We start from the raw sequence: 15,481 nt of genomic DNA on the forward strand, positions 1-15,481 counted from the left end.
GGGAGGGATCGGGCGTTCGGGTCGAATTAAATCAACCGCTTGACTTAGCGTAGCAGCCTTCGGTTGACTGCTGACGAACTGACGGCCCACCACGAGGAGGATGCACGGTGACCGACGAGGTCCTGAGCTATCCGATGTCCGCCCCCGCGGCGCTGGACCCGCCCGCCGAGTGGGAGCGCCTGCGCCGGCAGTGCCCCGTCGCCGCCGTCCGGCTGCCCAGCGGTGACCAGGCGTCCCTGCTGACCCGCTACGACGACGTCAAGCAGGTGCTGTCCGACCCGCGCTTCACCCGCCTGCTCAACGCCTCCGACGCCGCGCGCCTCACCGACTCCGACTCGGGCGGGGTGTTCAACAGCGAGATGGCGAACACGCTGCCGCAGGAGGGTGACGGCCACCAGCGCTGGCGCCGGATGATCAGCAAGTGGTTCACCGCCAAGCGGATGGCGGCGCTGCGCCCGGGTGTCGTCGCGATGGCCGAGCAGCTCGTCGGCGAGATGGTCGCCTCGGGCGCCCCGGCCGACCTCAAGGCGAGCGTCGGGTTCCCGCTGCCGGTCTGGGTGATCTGCGACCTGCTCGGCGTGCCCGACGCCGACCGCGCGAAGTTCGCGCACTGGTCGGACAACCTGCTCAACCTCACGCGCTACACGCAGGCCGAGACCGACGCCGCCCAGGCCGAGTTCGGCGCCTACATGCTCGCCCACGTCACGGCCAAGCGGGCCGAACCCGGTGACGACCTGCTCAGCGACCTGATCACCGGCGCCGCCGAGCCGCTGCCGGACACGATCCTGGTGGCGACCGGCCAAGCGCTGCTCGTCGCCGGGCACGAGACGACGGCGAACATGATCGGCAAGATGCTCGGCCTGCTGCTGTCGGACCGGCGGCGCTGGGAGCATCTGCTGGCCGACCCGTCGCTGGTGCGCACCGCGGTGGAGGAGGCGCTGCGGTTCGACGCCAACCCCGGCATCGGCATGCCCCGCTACCTCGGCGAAGAGGTCGAGGTCGGCGGCGAGGTGCTGCCGCGCGGCACCACCGTGCTGTGCAGCATGGCGGCCGCGAACCGCGACGAAGGCGCGTTCGGCACCGCCGGCGAGATGGACCTGACCCGCAGCCCCAACCCGCACCTCGCCTTCGGCGCGGGCTCGCACTCGTGCCTCGGCCAGGCCCTCGCGCGCACCGAGCTGCAGGTCGTCCTGGAAGTGCTGGTGCGCAAGCTGCCGTCGCTCGCGCTCGCCGTCGAACCGGGGGAGCTGCGGCGCGTCGAAGGCCTCGCCGTCGGCGGCCTGCGCGAGCTGCCGGTGCGGTGGTGAAGACCGCCCGCGCGGACGCCACCCGCGAGCGGATCCTGACGACGGCCGAGCGGCTGTTCGCCGAGCACGGCGTCTACGCGGTGTCCAACCGGCAGATCAGCGAAGCCGCCGGCCAGGGCAACAACACCGCGGTCGGGTACCACTTCGGCGCCAAGGCCGACCTGGTCCGCGCGATCGCCCGGCGGCACGCCGGGGAGATCGAGGTGACCCGGACGCGGATGGTCGGCGAGGTGCCCGCCGACGCGCCGGTGCGGGCCTGGGTCGCGTGCCTGGTCCGCCCGGCGACCGACCACCTGGGCGCCCTGCCCGGCCCGACGTGGTTCGCCCGGTTCGGCGCGCAGGTCATGACCGACCCCGCGCTGCGCGGGATCATGGTCGAAGAGGCGCTGGCCGTCCCGTCGCTGCACCGGACCGTGCTCGGCCTCCACGGCTGCCTGCCCGCCCTGCCCGCCGACGTACGGGCCGAGCGCGCCGACATGGCACGTCAGCTGATGGTCCACACCTGCGCCGAACGCGAGCGAGCACTCGCCGAAGGCACTCCCACCCCGCGCGCCGACTGGCACGCCGCCGGGACCGGCCTGATCGACGCGCTCGTCGGTCTCTGGCTCGCCCCGGTCACCACCACGAATGAAGGAGAGCGTTGATGAAGGTAGCCGTCGACACCGAAAAGTGCTGCGGCGCGGGAACTTGCGTGATGCTCGCCCCGGACGTGTTCGACCAGGGCGAGGACGACGGCATCGTCGTCCTCCTCGAGGAGCACCCCGGCGAGGAGCTGCACACCACGGTCCGCGAAGCCGCGAACGTCTGCCCGGCCGGGGCCATCTCACTCTCGTGACCCGCGTCCACTGTGGAGGAACCGCATGACCAGCACCCTCGGCATCCCCGAGTTCCCGATGACCCGCGCCGCGGGCTGCCCGTTCGACCCGCCGCCCGCCGCGCGCGCGTTGCAGGAGGAGGCCCCGCTCAAGCGGGTGAAGCTGTGGGACGGCAGCACCCCGTGGCTGGTGACCCGCTACGCCGAGCAGCGCGCGCTGCTGGCCGACCCGCGGATCAGCGCCGACATCTCCCGGCCCGGCTACCCGAGCCCCGCGCCGCTGCCGAAGGGCGGCAGCAGCGGCATCAGCTTCATCCTGATGGACAACCCCGAGCACGCGCGGCTGCGGCGGATGGTCACCGCGCCGTTCACCATCCGGCGCACCGAGAAGATGCGCCCGGCGGTGCAGAAGATCGTCGACGACCGGATCGACGCGCTGCTGGCCGGCCCGAACCCGGCCGACCTCGTCGAGGCGTTCGCGCTGCCGGTGCCGTCGCTGGTGATCTGCGAGCTGCTCGGTGTGCCCTACGCCGACCACGACTTCTTCCAGGAGAACAGCAAGGTCATCATCCGGCGGGACGCGAAGCCCGAGGAACGCGCCGCCGGGCACCAGGCGCTCATCGGCTACCTGGACGACCTGATGGGCAAGAAGCTGGCCGAACCGGCCGACGACCTGCTCTCGGGGCTCGCCACGCGCGTCAACGACGGCGAGCTGACCCGGGTGGAGGCGGCCCAGATGGGCGTCCTGCTGCTCATCGCCGGGCACGAGACCACGGCGAACATGATCGCGCTCGGCACCCTGGCCCTGCTGGAGCACCCGGACCAGCTGAAGCTGCTGCGGGAGAGCGACGACCCCGCGCTGGTCAAGTCGGCGGTCGAGGAACTGTTGCGCTACCTGAACATCACGCACAACGGACGCCGTCGTCTCGCGCTGGAGGACATCGAGATCGCGGGCGAGACCGTGCGCGCGGGCGAGGGCCTGATCATGGCGAACGACATCGCCAACCGCGACCCGGACGTCTTCCCGGAAGGCGACCGCCTCGACCTGACCCGCGACGCGCACCGCCACATCGCGTTCGGCTTCGGCGTCCACCAGTGCCTCGGCCAGCCACTGGCCCGCCTGGAGCTGCAGGTCGTCTACAGCACGCTGTACCGCCGGATCCCGACGCTCGCGCTGGCCACGGAGGTCGGCAAGGTCCCGTTCAAGCACGACGGGTCGGTCTACGGCGTCTACGAGCTGCCCGTCACCTGGTGAGGTCGGCCCGCATCACGAACCGCCGCGGGCTGGGGTGGGTGACCTGGGTGAACCCGGCGTCCTCGAAGACCTGCCGGGCGCCGACGTGCAGCTCGCCCCAGGTGACGGTCTTCCCGGGCCGGGTGAGCATCGGGTAGGCCTCGAGTGCGCGGGCGCCGCGTTCGCGCGCGAAGGGGATCGTGGCGCGGGCCAGGGGATAGGTGAGGCCGCGGCCGCGGAAGCCCTTGCGGACGACGAGGCAGGTGACGGCCCAGACGTCCGGGTCGTCCTTGTCCTCGTCGCGGCCCTTCCACGGGATCCGGGAGGTCCGCAGCTTCGGGAAGGCGGTCCGCGGCTCGACGGCGGCCCAGCCCGCGGGTTCGCCGGCCACGTAGGCGACGAGCCCGCTGGTGGGGCCCGGGGTGCCGCAGCCGGTCTGCGCTTCCTGGGCGTCGAGGCGTTCGTCCAGGGTGGAGTCGCGCCAGATCCACTCGGTGACCTTGAACCGCTGGCACCGGCACCGCTGGGCGTCACCGCTGTCGAAGATCCGCTCGACGTCGGCCCAGGAGGCCTCGTTGGCCGGCACGATCCGGACGTCGTCGATCGGGTCCATGCCCGCCATCATGGCGGGCGGTCAGAAGCTGCGCAGCACCGAGACGACCGTGCCGAGGATGACCGCGCGGTCGCCGTCGATGACGTCGTAGGCCGGGTTGCGGGGCTCGAGGTAGACGTGGCCGTCGCGGCGGCGGTAGACCTTGACCGTGGCCTCCTCGTCGATCATCGCGGCGACGATCTGGCCCGAGTGCGCCTCCGACTGCTGCTTGACCACGACGATGTCGCCGTCGCAGATGGCGGCGTCGATCATCGAGTCGCCGCGGACGCGCAGGCCGAAGACGGTGCCGCGGCCGGTGAGGTCGCGCGGCAGGTTCAGCACGTCGTCGACGTGCTCCTGGGCGGCGATCGGGGTGCCGGCCGCGATGTCGCCGACCACCGGCACGGCGACCGAGTCGGCGTCGGGCCGGGGCCCGTTGTCACGCAGGAACGCGCGCACGTCGAGCTGGCGGGCGACCGAGCCGCCGCGGCTCAGGTAACCCTTGTCCTCCAGCGCGGCCAGGTGCTTCGACACCGACGACGAGGACCGCAGCCCGACGATCTCCGCGATCTCCCGGCTGCTCGGCGAATACCCGTGGTGGACCACGCAGTCCCGGATCGCGACCAGGATCCGTTGCTGCCGCTCGGGCAGGGTGGTGGCGTCCAGGTGCTCGAACGGATCGACGTCGTAGGTGGTCACGGGCGCAATCCTAGGGGTAGGCGCTGCGCGCGCCGTCGCCCGGTCCGGCTCGCCACGATCGGGTGAGTCCCGCTCACCGGAACAGCAACCGATGGTTGGCGACTGACCAACATGAGACGAGACCTCGGCACCTGTTGACCAATGTCCGGTTTGGCTTTATGGTCTAGACCACAAATTTCCTTCGCTCGAACACTTCCCGGCGCGGGCGGGCCTCCCAGCGGGGTCCGGACCGCGGTTCCGCCGTGCCCGGCGGCGGGAAGCGAGCCCGTCCCCGAAGGAGCTGGAATGAAAGCGAACCGCAAACTGGTCGCGGCCGCCGCGGGTGTGCTGCTGGCACCGGTGCTGGTGCTGGTCAACCCGGCCGGCATCGCGAGCGCGCACGGCTACGTCAACTCTCCGGCCAGCCGCCAGGCGCAGTGCGCCCAGGGCACGGTGTCCTGCGGGGACATCAAGTACGAACCGCAGAGCGTCGAAGGCCCGAAGGGGCTGACCTCCTGCAACGGCGGCAACGCCCAGTTCGCCGAGCTCAACGACGACAACAAGGGCTGGAACGCGGCGCCGGTCGGCACCACGGTGACGTTCACGTGGACCTTCACCGCCCGTCACAGCACGGCCAGCTACGACTACTACATCGGCAGCGAGAAGGTCGCCAGCGTCCCCGGCAACAACCAGCAGCCGCCGGAAACCGTTTCGCACCAGGTGAACCTGAGCGGCCACACCGGACGCCAGACCGTGCTGGCGGTGTGGAACATCGCCGACACGGCGAACGCGTTCTACTCCTGCATCGACCTGCAGGTGGGCTGAGCCCCGGGCCGTCCGGGGGCGCGCGGCCCCCGGACGGCCCGGTCACCCCCGCCGGCATCGTCTACTCTGGTCGGTCCGAGCAGGACTCTTCCCGACCGGAGCGGACCATGGCGGACCTGCGGGTGAAACCGCTCGACCAAACGACCTGGCCGGACTTCGCCGCGCTCGTCGAGCGCAACAACGGCGTCTGGGGCGGCTGCTGGTGCATGGGCTTCCACGTCGAAGGCGTCGGCCGCGGCCACACGCCGGAGGGGAACCGCGCCGCGAAGGAAACCCGCGTGCGCGAAGGCCGTGCCCACGCCGCTCTGGTCTACGACGGTGAAGACTGCGTCGGCTGGTGCCAGTTCGGGCCACCGGCGGAGCTCCCGCGCATCAAGCACCGGCGGGCTTACGAGGCCGAAGCGGGAAAGCCGCCGGACTGGCGGATCACCTGCTTCTTCGTCGACAAGACCCGCCGCCGGTCCGGGGTCGCCGACGCCGCGCTCGGCGGCGCGCTGGCGGAGATCGCCCGGCTCGGCGGCGGCACCGTCGAGAGCTACCCCGAAGACACCGAAGGACGCAAGGTGTCCGGGTCCTTCCTCAACAACGGCACCCTCGCCCTCTTCGAACGGCACGGCTTCACCCGCGACCGCCGGATCGGCAAGCACCACTGGGTGGTTCAGGCCACCGCCAGCTCCACGAAGGCCCGCACGCCGGACTCGAGCGCGTAGCTCATCGAACCGCCGTTGGGCTCGTAGCTGGTGTGCTCGCCGGCGAAGTGGATCCGCCCCTCCGGCGCGCGGATCGCGGGCATGAGCTTGCCGTGGCCGCGTTCGGGCAGCACGTACGAGCCCTCGATCCACGGCTGGTGGTCCCACGCCACGGAAAGGCCGAGCTCGTAGTGCTCGCGGGCGCCGGGGAACAGCGTCTCGACGTGCCCCAGCACGAAGTTCAGGCGCTCCTCTTCGGACATCGCCGCGACCGCCTTCGACCGCCAGCCGGTCATCAGCACCTCCAGGATGCGGCGTGGGCCGGGCTGGCTCGCCGTCGCGTCGCGGACCCAGCGCACCGGGAGGTCGGTGGACACGCTCACGTTGTGCCCCTCCCAGAACTGCCGCCGCATCTGGAGGTAGACGCGCACGATCGACGAGTACCGCAGCCGCCGCATCACGTCGATCTTCGCTTCCGAGAGCCGGGCGTGGCTCACGTCGACGTGGCGCATCGCGCTGAAGGGCACGGTGACGACGACCCGGTCCGCGGTCACCGTGGCGAGCCGGCCGTGGTCGAGGTGGGTGACCGTCACGGTGTCGTCGTCCTGCTCCAGCCGCACGACCGGGCTGCGGTACCGGATCCGGTCGCGCAGGCCGCCGGCGAAGGACTGGGGGAGGACGTCGGTGCCGCCCGCGATCTTGCCCCAGCCGTCCACCTCACCCAGCAGCGACCGGTGCCCGCTCTCGTGCCGCAGCCACGACAACGCCGACGCCGAACGGAGGTCGCCGCCGCGCATCTCCAGGAACAGCGGCTCCATCAGGTCGATCGCCGCCTGCGACGCGCCCCGTCCGCGCAGCACCTCCTGCACCGACGCCCGGTCGAGGTGCTCGAATTCCGCGGGCGGCGCCCAGTCCGGGGCGGCCAGGCCGGGGCCGAGCTCCTCGGCCACCGCGGTCACGTACCGCTCGATCATGTCCGTGACGCTCAGGCCGCGTTCGTGCTCCGCGAGCGGCAGCCCCGCCTCGGCCAGCGACGCCGGATCGGCGCGCACGAACTTGCCGTTGACGAAGTAGGAGAAGTCCTGGTCCAGCAGGTCCGACCGGTCCAGCTCGACCCCGAGGAGCTTCCGGTAGTGCGTCACGTAGTCGCAGTGCGGGGTCACGGTCATCGCGCCGGCCTCGGCGCGCAGGCCGTCGGCGAACGGGGCGCGCAACGTGAACGCGCGGCCACCGGGGCGTTCGGACGCCTCCAGCACGGTGACGTCGCACCCGGCGCGGTGCAGTTCGTGCGCGGCGGCCAGCCCGGCGAGCCCGGCTCCGACGACGACGGCCGAGCGCGGCGGCTCGAGCCGGGGGAACCCGGCGTCGAGCTGCCTGCGTACTTCGGACCGCGTGATTTCCCGCATCTGCACCAGCTCCCGTCGTCCCCCAAAACGATTTCCTCTGGGAAACCATGGTAAGCAGATTTCGGGGGCCGCTGTCAAACGCCGGACGGAAAACCGTGCTACCGCAAGGGATCCGTCAGCCAGCCGGGTTTTCCGCGTAGTTCACGGTGATGTTCTTGAAGCCGAGGGACTGCAGCAGGCCGACCAGCATCGCCTTGGTGTTCCGCTCGGCGTCGGCCAGCAGCGTGCTCTTCGCGGCCGCGGCCTGGATCTGTTTCTGGGCGAGCTCGTAGAGCGCCTGCTGCGAGTTCGGGTTCCCGCTGAGGAACTCGTTGATCTTCGTGAACAGGCCCTGTTTCTCCGCGTACACATGGGATTCGTGCACGTCCAGGGTCGCCGGCTCCAGTTGCGCGTGCCCCAGGGTGATCGTGGCGGACTGGCGGTCGTCGGAGACCTTGACCGCGTCGCCCTTCAGCTTCGAGAAGTCCACGAAGGCGTTGTCCGTGCCGACGCCGATGAACAGCGTGTCGCTGCCCACGAGGAAGCTGGGCAGGGCCGAGCTGGTCGTGATGTCGACGACCACCTGGAACGAACCGCTGGCGGCCTCGTAACGCGACAGCTCGACGATCGACTGCAGCAGCACCGGGCCGGAGTGCTCCTCGGTGTGCTCGGCGAACGGGTTGCGCAGCTGGGGCAACAGGTGCACCGCGGATCCGACGAGGACCGCGCCCACCAGGACCACCACTGCCACAGCCAGGATGACGAGCTTCTTGCCCCATGCACGCATACCGGGAGGAATACCCAAGCGGGCGCCGGATTAAGCGATTCCGGGCGCCGGTCGTGGGTGCGCGAGCGGATGCCGGAGCCGGGTAGGCCAGTCGGCCGAACGGCGGATCACTGGTCATCGGGAAACCGCCGCGGCCGATCACTGTGCACTCCGGCACTCGTCACCGCGCGCGCCGGTGACTAGCTTCGGAGGCGGGGCAGGTGCACCACTCGATGGGCGCGTGTGCCCCCCTTCCTGGGGGAGGGGGGCATCGCCCGGCGTCCTGACCGGTCAGCGCCGGTGGCCCCGGGCGTGGTCCAGGACCGCCCGCGGGTCGCCGGGGGTGGTGTCGCCGCGCCACGCGACGTACCCGTCGGGCCGGACCAGGACGTACCGGGCGCCGTAGAGACCGTGCAGGTCGGGCCGGTTGAGCCGGAAGCGTTTCACCGGCACGTCCGCCGTTTCCCACTCGGGCGCGGGCGGCGCGGCGACCTCCAGGAGCGTGAAGCCGGGCCCGAGCTCGTCCTGCAGCGACCGGTTCCGGTCGAGCCACTGGTGGGGCAGCCGGTTGCCCGGGGCCGCGGACGGCCGGTAGTCCGAACCGGGGGAGACCGGCGCGGGTCCGTCGTCGGGGACGACCAGCGGTGAGCCGGGGTACGCCGTGCCGAGCACAAAACCGAGGGTGTACATCTCGGCCGTCTTGGCCTGCCGGATCAGTTCCGCGGTCTTGGCGCGCACCGCCCGGCCGTCCGGCCCGTCGTCGTCCAGCCCCGGTGCGGCGAGTTCGCCGGTCAGCACGCGCATGTTGCGTTCGGCCTCGGCGATGGCGCGCTGCGCGATGGGACGGCGTTCGATCTCGTAGGAGTCGAGCAGCTCGGAGCCGGCCCAGCCGCGCAGCGCGGCCGCGAGCTTCCAGCCGAGGTCGGCGGCGTCCCCGATGCCGGTGTTGGCGCCGAACCCACCCCACGGCGGGTTCTGGTGCGCGGCGTCCCCGGCCAGGAAACACCGCCCCGCCCGGTAGTGGTCGGCGACCAGCATCCGGGCCGTCCACGGATCGGTCGCGCGCACGGTGACGGGGGCTTCGGCGCCGATCATCCGGTGCACCGCCCGTTCGCACCACGCGGCGTCGGCGTCCGCCGGGGCGTTGATGATGATCGCCCACCACAGGTCTTCGGTGTCCAGCGTGCCCATCAGGCCGTTGACCTCGGGATCGACCACCCAGTACTGCACGGCGCGGCCCAGGTCGTGGCGGGCGGACAGGCCCGGCGCGTCGAAGATGACCTGCACGTTGCGGATCTCGTGGCTCCGCCCGGTCAGCGGGATGCCGCACGCCCGCCGGACGGCGCTGCGGGCCCCGTCGGCGCCGACGAGGTAGCGGCCCCGCACCACGCGCTCGCGCCCCGTCTCGTCCGTCGCGGTGGCGGTGACGCCGGTGGCGTCCTGCTCGGCACCGGTCAGCGTCCAGCCCCAGCGCGCGCTGACCGTCTCCCGCCGGGTGAGGGTGTCGCGCAGGGCCGACTCGACGTGGTTCTGCGCGCTCCACAGGGCGGGTTCGGCCAGCTCCGTCCGCTGGATGTCACTGAGGGCGAAGACGCCGTCGAAGCGTTCCAGCTGATGACCGGTGAGCGAGGTGCAGAAAACGGCCGAATCGGACCACCCGAACGGCAGGCGCGCGTGCTCCCGCACCGCGTCGGCGATGCCCAGGCGCCGGAAGATCTCCATCGACCGCGGGTTCATCTGCTTGCACCGCGGGGACGCCAGGCTCGGCTCCGGCCGCGGTTCGAGCAGGACGCAGTCGATGCCCCGGGCGCCGAGTTCGTGGGCGAGGGTCAGGCCGACCGGCCCGCCGCCCGCGATGACGACCTCGGTGGTCTCCACCCCGGCGGGCGGTTCGGTGCTACCAGTCATGACGGGCTCCCGCGGGTCGGCTGCGCCCGGACGTGATCATCGGCGCGACGGAAGTGTATAGCGGGTTCAGAGGTCTCCGGCTCGCTCGTACAGCTCGCGCACGGGGTCGGTGAACGCGGCGCTCGTGAGGTCGAGGGTGACGCCGTCTTCGTTCATCGTTCCCCGGCTGGTGGCGCCGAAAACGGTGCCCTTGCCGGTGGCGGGGTCGAAGTCGCGCAGCCACGGGCCGCCGCTGGAGCCGCCGGCCAGATCGCAGTCCGTCCGCCACGCCGAGACGACCGAGTTGGTTTCGAGGGTGGCGGGCCGTGCGCAGGAGACCAGCGCCTCACCGCCCGCCAGCCGCGACAGCGGGTAGCCGAGGATCGTGGTGTCCACAGGGGACGGTGGCTTCCCGAAGGAGATGTCCTGGGTGCCCGCGACGTCGGCGGCGTGGTGCCCGTCGACCGGGTCGAGGGCGAGCACCGCGTCGTCGTCGGTTCCGCTGGTGGGGCCGCTGTAGGTGGCGGACCAGGCGAAGGCCCGGACCGGGAACACCCCTTGCGCCGCGCCGTGGTCGTAGCCGGGGACGAACACGACGTTGACGATCTTGATCGGGTTGTCGAACCGGTCCAGGCCGCCGTTGACGCAGTGCCCGGCGGTGAGCGCGACGTCCTTGCTGGCGCTGGGAACCACGGTCGCGGTGCAGGACTCGTCGACGCCCGGGACGGCGGTGAAGAACAGCCGTCCGACGCCCGCGGGCACCGGGCCTTCCCACAGCCGGCCGATCTTCTCGGCCGGGGGCAGGGAGTCGCCGCCCGCCCACTGCCGCATCCGTTCCGGCGTCCAGTGGGCCAGTGCCGCGGCCCGGTCCGCCGCGCTCACCTGGGTCACCACCTGGTCGCTCGCGGACGCGGTCGCCGGTGCGACCAGCACGGCCAGCAGGGCGGCGACCAGGGGGAGGGCACGGCGTGGCTTCGTGGTCATGTCCGGTGGACGCCCGCGCAGCGGCGGGGTTGTTCGCCGGACGGGTGATCTTGCCCGTCGTGCCCCGGTGACGGCCGGACGTTACGCTGACGCACTTGGGCCGGTCAGCGGCCGTCCGCGAGGAGCCGCCGCCATGCCAGCCGACCGTGCCGCCGCATCGACCCGTCACCCCCGGCACAAGCGCCGCGGGGAGGCCCGCCTGCCGGCCGCCGTCGCAACGCTCGTGGCCATCGCGCTCTACCTGGCCCTGCCGGAACAGCTGCTGGTCGGTCCGCGGTTCGTGGTGCCGGCGCTGGAGTTCGTGCTGCTGGTGCCGCTGATCGCGATCAACCCGCGGCGCGTCACGCGGCAGACCCGGCTTTCCCGGATCCTGTCCCTTTCGCTGGTCCTGGTCATCGCGGTCACCAACCTCGGGGCCCTGGCGCTGCTCGTCCACGACCTGATCGCCGGCGCGGCCGACAGCGGCCAGGCGCTGCTGCTGGGCGCACTGCAGGTGTGGCTGACCAACGTGATCGCGTTCGGCCTGGCCTACTGGGAGCTGGACCGCGGTGGCCCGGTCAAGCGCACCCAGTCCGGCCGCGCCGACCTGCCCCTGGCCGACTTCCGGTTCTCCCAGGACGAAAACGCCGACACGGTCGAGGAGGTCGCCGACGGCTCCAGCGTCAAGGCCGACTGGGTGCCGACGCTGGTGGACTACCTGTATGTGTCCGTGACCAACTCGACGGCGTTCAGCCCGACCGACACGATGCCGCTGTCGTCGCGGGCCAAGGTGCTGATGGCGGTCCAGAGTGTCGCGGCGCTGCTGACGTCGCTGCTGGTCATCGCCCGTGCGGTCAGCGTGCTCAAGTAACAGGCCGCCGTGATTCAGCTGCGCGAGAGCTGAATCCCAGCGAAACCGGGTGTTGGACGGGCAGTACTTCGAGACTCACACTCGAAGCATGACCGACACCGAGACCGCCGACCTCGTCCGGCTGCTGGACCGGCTCGCCGTGCGCGCGCTCGTGCTGGCCGCGGTCTGCGTGCCGATCGGGTTGACCACCGTGGCGATGGCCTTGGGGCTCATCGGCTGTGGGTTGCTGTTCGCGCCCGTCGGGCGGCGGCGCGTCACGCCAGCAGGTGGGCCAGCAACGCCCGGGCCGCCGGGTTCGACGGCTCCGGACCGCGGCCCGCGAGGTGGATCGCCCGGCTGAAGGCGGGCTGTTCGAGGCGCGCGAACGGCAGGCCCGACTTCTCCGCGACGGGCTGCGGCACGATCGTCACGCCCAGCCCGGCCGTCACCAGCTCGACCAGCAACGGCATGTGCGTCGCCTCGCAGACGCGGTTCTGGCGCACGCCCGCCTCGGCGAAGCGGCGGGCGACCATCGCCTGGATGCCGCTGCCGCTGAAGTCGAGAAACGGCTCGTCGTCCAGCTCGGCGAGCCGGACGCGGCGACGGCGTTCGAGGCGGTGGCCCGGGTGGCACAGCAGCACGAGCTGCTGGCTCCACTCCCGGAAGGCGGACAGCTCGCCGGCCAGCGGCTGGTCGCCGGCGACGAACGCGAGGTCCAGCTCCCCGCTCGCGACGGCGGCCGTCAGGACGGGGACGGTGCCGTCGCGCACGTGCAGCCGGATACCGGGGTAGCGGACGCGGAACTCGCCGAGCTTCGCCGGCAGGTCCACCACGCTCAGCGCCTGGATCGTCCCGATCGACACCCGGCCGGTCGCCAGCCCGGCCACCGCCGCGACCTCGCCCTGCGCGGCCACGACGTCCGCGACGATCCGGTGCGCCAGCGGCACCAGCGCGCGGCCGGCCTCGGTCAGCTCCACCCGGCGCGTGGTGCGCTCGAACAACGGTGTGCCCAGTTCGGCCTCGAGCTTGCGGATCGACGCGCTCAGCGCCGACTGCACCACGTGCACCTCCTGCGCCGCCGCGGTGAAACTCCCGCACCGCGTCACCGCGAGGAAGTGCTCGACCTGCCTGAACTCCATTCAGCGACCGTAGTGCTCAATCTTGGTCGTTGCCACACCGAGTCAGCTGGATAGGAGCTGCTCCGCGCCGCACCACCAGCTGGTGCGCCCGCCGGCCTTGCCCCGCACCATCGGCGCGCCGTCGCGCGGGCACCGCGCGCCGGGCTTCCGGAACGGGATGACGTCGAGGGTGTGCACACCACCGTGTTTCAGCGCGGCGGACACCGCACCGCGGGTGGCGCGCAGAAGCCGCTCGACGTCGGAGCGATCGAGTTCGTCGACGCGCCGCGAGGGGTGAAGCCGGGCTCGCCACAGGATTTCGTCCGCGAGCAGGTTGCCGATCCCGGCGATCGCGGTCTGGTCCAGCAGCCGGGCCTTGAGTGGCGCGGTTCCCTTGGTGACAGCGGCGCGGAACTCGGCGGCGGTGACGGTCGCGGCGTCCGGGCCGAGGGCGTCCAGTACGGGATCGAGCACCGCGCGGCCCAGCCGGCGGGGGTCGACCAGCAGCAGGCGGCCGCCGTCTTCGAACGTCAGGGAGAAGCGCGACCAGTGGTAGTCGCCGGGCACGCGGCGGCCCTCCCAGTAGTCGCCGCCGTCGATCTCCGTCCCGTCCGGATCCGCCACCACGATCTTCCCGGACATGCCCAGGTGCAGGCCGAGCACGGGCCCGCCGTCGGACTCGCACCACATCGACTTGCCGCGCCGGTGTGCGGCCACGAGCTGCCGCCCGGCGAGCGCGTCGCGGATCTGGCCGGGCGGGTGCGGCCGGCAGACGTAACCGTCGGAGTCGTCGACGCCGGTGATCCGACGGCCCAGCGCCGCGCGCTCGATCACCGAGCGGGCGAACTCCACCTCGGGCAGCTCAGGCATCGTTCCTCTTCGTCTGAGAACGGTCGTTCTCAAGTTTACGTCAGTCGTTCGACGACGTGCACGGTGGTCGGAATCTTGTAGGAAGCCAGGCGATCGCGCAGCCAGTCGCGCAATGTCGCGCTCAGCGAAGGATCCGAACTGACCACGTAGGCCACGACGGTCTCACCCCACCGCGCGTCGGCCTCTCCGGTGACCCGCGCGGCGGACACGGCCGGGTGGCTGAGGATCGCGCTCTCGACCTCGTCCGGGTAGACGTGGAACGACCCGGTGTTGACCATCCCGTCGAGCCGCCCGGTCAGCTTGAGGTAACCCTCGTCGGTGAACACCGCGGTGTCGCCGAGCCCGCACCAGCCGTCACCGTCGGCGAAACCGGCCGACACCATCGTGCCGCGGGTGACGACTTCGCCGTCCCGTCGCCCCGCGGCGGGGGTTTTGATGTCCAGCTCGATCGCGTCGATCGGCCGCCCGCACGTGCCGGCGACCTGTTCGTCACCCTCGATCACCCGCCGGTGGTCTTGGGGTGTGAGCACGGTGAGCGGCCAGCCGGCCTCGTAACGTCCGTACAGCTGGAAGAGCGTGTCACCGAACGACCTGTGCCAGCGGGCGATCTCCGCCGGCTCCACCGGGGCGCCGCCGTAAAGCACCCGTCGCAGCCGGTGTCCGTCGCCCAGTGCGTCCGCCACCCGGCTGAGCATCCCGGGCACGGCGAACAGCGTGGTGACGCGGTGGCGTTCGATGGCGTCCACCATCGCCTCGGCGCGGAACCGCGGCAGGAGCACCTGCGGCAGGCCCAGGTGCAGGAACGGGAAACTGCCGACCATCCCGGTGGCGTGCATCAGCTGCACGACCGTCAGGTAGCAGTCGTCTCCGGCAGGCGTGGGCCCGTAGTGCCCGTTGCGGTAGAGACCGATGTTGACGTCGATGATCGCCCGCCAGTTCGCGTAGCTCGTCGGGATGCCGAAGAGCTCGCCGTCGCGCACCGCGCGGGGGTAGATGACCAGCGGGTGTCCGGAATGGACGGTGACCCGGTCCGTCCACTGTGGTCCCGAGTCCGGCGACGCGTCGTGGTGCACGAGAGTCGCTTTGCTGAGGACGGTCTTCGTCCACCCCTCGGTGTCCTCGGGAACGTCGTCGTGGTGGCCGTCGGTCAGGACCGCGGCCGCCCCGCCCGCCTCGAAGATCGCCCGGGCCTCGGCGGTGGCCGCCGACGGTTCGACGGGCAAGCGTGTCGCACCGACGAGTTCGGTGGCGATGAACGCTTCGAGCGCGGCCGCGCTGTTCCTGAAGCACACGCCGACCGTCGCGCGCTCGAGCCCGCGTTCGGCGAGCCGGCGAGCGATGTATTGCGCGCGGCGCAGCAGATCCGCGCCCGTGCGGGCCACCGTGCCGTCGGCGCTGAGGGCCAGCACGGTGTCACCGGCCCGCGTCAGCGCGGCGCGGATTTCGCGACCGGCTTCGATGTCCGCCATGGCGTCTCCCGTGCTGCTGCTGTGAGAACGGTCG

At 71.8% G+C, this 15,481-nt stretch carries 17 protein-coding genes; 7 read left to right on the forward strand and 10 right to left on the reverse strand.

The window, feature by feature from the left end; all coding sequences use genetic code 11:
- The first annotated feature begins 134 nt into the window (after positions 1–134).
- From ACIOD2_RS46285 to ACIOD2_RS46300, 4 genes are read left to right on the forward strand one after another with little or no spacing between them, the layout of a single operon-like run.
- Positions 135–1,307, forward strand: coding sequence for a cytochrome P450 (locus tag ACIOD2_RS46285; protein ID WP_400552081.1), 1,173 nt, complete (start codon positions 135–137; stop codon positions 1,305–1,307).
- Positions 1,301–1,951, forward strand: coding sequence for a TetR/AcrR family transcriptional regulator (locus ACIOD2_RS46290; RefSeq protein ID WP_400552040.1), 651 nt, complete (start codon positions 1,301–1,303; stop codon positions 1,949–1,951). Before ACIOD2_RS46285 ends, ACIOD2_RS46290 begins: the two co-directional genes overlap by 7 nt.
- Entirely contained in the window at positions 1,951–2,142 is a 192-nt protein-coding gene (locus ACIOD2_RS46295; RefSeq protein ID WP_323327211.1) for a ferredoxin, read from the forward strand. Before ACIOD2_RS46290 ends, ACIOD2_RS46295 begins: the two co-directional genes overlap by 1 nt.
- Positions 2,143–2,167: 25 nt before the next feature.
- Positions 2,168–3,376 (forward strand): cytochrome P450, encoded by a 1,209-nt coding sequence (locus tag ACIOD2_RS46300; RefSeq protein ID WP_400552041.1) that lies wholly within the window; start codon positions 2,168–2,170, stop codon positions 3,374–3,376.
- Here the strand turns inward: ACIOD2_RS46300 and ACIOD2_RS46305 are convergent.
- The gene (locus ACIOD2_RS46305; RefSeq protein ID WP_400552042.1) at positions 3,366–3,968 is read right to left on the reverse strand and encodes a GNAT family N-acetyltransferase; all 603 of its coding nucleotides are present in this window, start codon (positions 3,966–3,968) and stop codon (positions 3,366–3,368) included. The genes ACIOD2_RS46300 and ACIOD2_RS46305 overlap by 11 nt on opposite strands.
- 21 nt (positions 3,969–3,989) lie before the next feature.
- Positions 3,990–4,646: a transcriptional repressor LexA gene (lexA, locus tag ACIOD2_RS46310; protein ID WP_400552043.1), complete on the reverse strand. Its 657-nt coding sequence runs from the start codon at positions 4,644–4,646 to the stop codon at positions 3,990–3,992.
- 285 nt (positions 4,647–4,931) lie between these two features.
- Here lexA and ACIOD2_RS46315 point away from each other — a divergent pair, with 285 nt between their 5' ends.
- Complete coding sequence (locus ACIOD2_RS46315) at positions 4,932–5,450, forward strand: lytic polysaccharide monooxygenase auxiliary activity family 9 protein (RefSeq protein ID WP_400552044.1); 519 nt, start codon at positions 4,932–4,934, stop codon at positions 5,448–5,450.
- A 107-nt stretch (positions 5,451–5,557) separates the two neighbouring features.
- Positions 5,558–6,160, forward strand: coding sequence for a GNAT family N-acetyltransferase (locus ACIOD2_RS46320; RefSeq protein WP_400552045.1), 603 nt, complete (start codon positions 5,558–5,560; stop codon positions 6,158–6,160).
- Here the strand turns inward: ACIOD2_RS46320 and ACIOD2_RS46325 are convergent.
- From ACIOD2_RS46325 to ACIOD2_RS46340, 4 genes are all read right to left on the reverse strand, one after another.
- On the reverse strand, positions 6,109–7,545 hold the full coding sequence (locus ACIOD2_RS46325) for a flavin monoamine oxidase family protein (RefSeq protein WP_400552046.1): 1,437 nt from the start codon (positions 7,543–7,545) through the stop codon (positions 6,109–6,111). The genes ACIOD2_RS46320 and ACIOD2_RS46325 overlap by 52 nt on opposite strands.
- Positions 7,546–7,660: 115 nt before the next feature.
- Positions 7,661–8,311 (reverse strand): DUF4230 domain-containing protein, encoded by a 651-nt coding sequence (locus tag ACIOD2_RS46330; RefSeq protein ID WP_400552047.1) that lies wholly within the window; start codon positions 8,309–8,311, stop codon positions 7,661–7,663.
- 270 nt (positions 8,312–8,581) lie between these two features.
- On the reverse strand, positions 8,582–10,198 hold the full coding sequence (locus ACIOD2_RS46335; RefSeq protein WP_400552048.1) for an FAD-dependent monooxygenase: 1,617 nt from the start codon (positions 10,196–10,198) through the stop codon (positions 8,582–8,584).
- Positions 10,199–10,264: 66 nt separating this feature from the next.
- On the reverse strand, positions 10,265–11,161 hold the full coding sequence (locus ACIOD2_RS46340) for a trypsin-like serine peptidase (protein WP_400552049.1): 897 nt from the start codon (positions 11,159–11,161) through the stop codon (positions 10,265–10,267).
- A 133-nt stretch (positions 11,162–11,294) separates the two neighbouring features.
- Between ACIOD2_RS46340 and ACIOD2_RS46345 the strand changes: the two genes are divergently transcribed.
- A complete protein-coding gene (locus ACIOD2_RS46345; RefSeq protein WP_400552050.1) occupies positions 11,295–12,011 on the forward strand; it encodes a hypothetical protein in 717 nt (238 codons plus the stop codon).
- A gap of 75 nt (positions 12,012–12,086) precedes the next feature.
- Here ACIOD2_RS46345 and ACIOD2_RS46350 read toward each other — a convergent pair whose 3' ends face one another.
- From ACIOD2_RS46350 to ACIOD2_RS46365, 4 genes are read right to left on the reverse strand one after another with little or no spacing between them, the layout of a single operon-like run.
- Positions 12,087–12,224 (reverse strand): hypothetical protein, encoded by a 138-nt coding sequence (locus ACIOD2_RS46350; RefSeq protein ID WP_400552051.1) that lies wholly within the window; start codon positions 12,222–12,224, stop codon positions 12,087–12,089.
- Between the two features lie 41 nt (positions 12,225–12,265).
- Positions 12,266–13,129: a LysR family transcriptional regulator gene (locus ACIOD2_RS46355; protein WP_400552052.1), complete on the reverse strand. Its 864-nt coding sequence runs from the start codon at positions 13,127–13,129 to the stop codon at positions 12,266–12,268.
- 42 nt (positions 13,130–13,171) lie between these two features.
- Positions 13,172–13,978 (reverse strand): Fpg/Nei family DNA glycosylase, encoded by an 807-nt coding sequence (locus ACIOD2_RS46360; RefSeq protein WP_400552054.1) that lies wholly within the window; start codon positions 13,976–13,978, stop codon positions 13,172–13,174.
- A gap of 35 nt (positions 13,979–14,013) precedes the next feature.
- Positions 14,014–15,447 (reverse strand): class I adenylate-forming enzyme family protein, encoded by a 1,434-nt coding sequence (locus ACIOD2_RS46365; RefSeq protein ID WP_400552055.1) that lies wholly within the window; start codon positions 15,445–15,447, stop codon positions 14,014–14,016.
- Positions 15,448–15,481 lie beyond the last annotated feature (34 nt).

Origin of the sequence: Amycolatopsis sp. NPDC088138, from assembly GCF_044741685.1 — a bacterium.
GTDB lineage: Bacteria > Actinomycetota > Actinomycetes > Mycobacteriales > Pseudonocardiaceae > Amycolatopsis.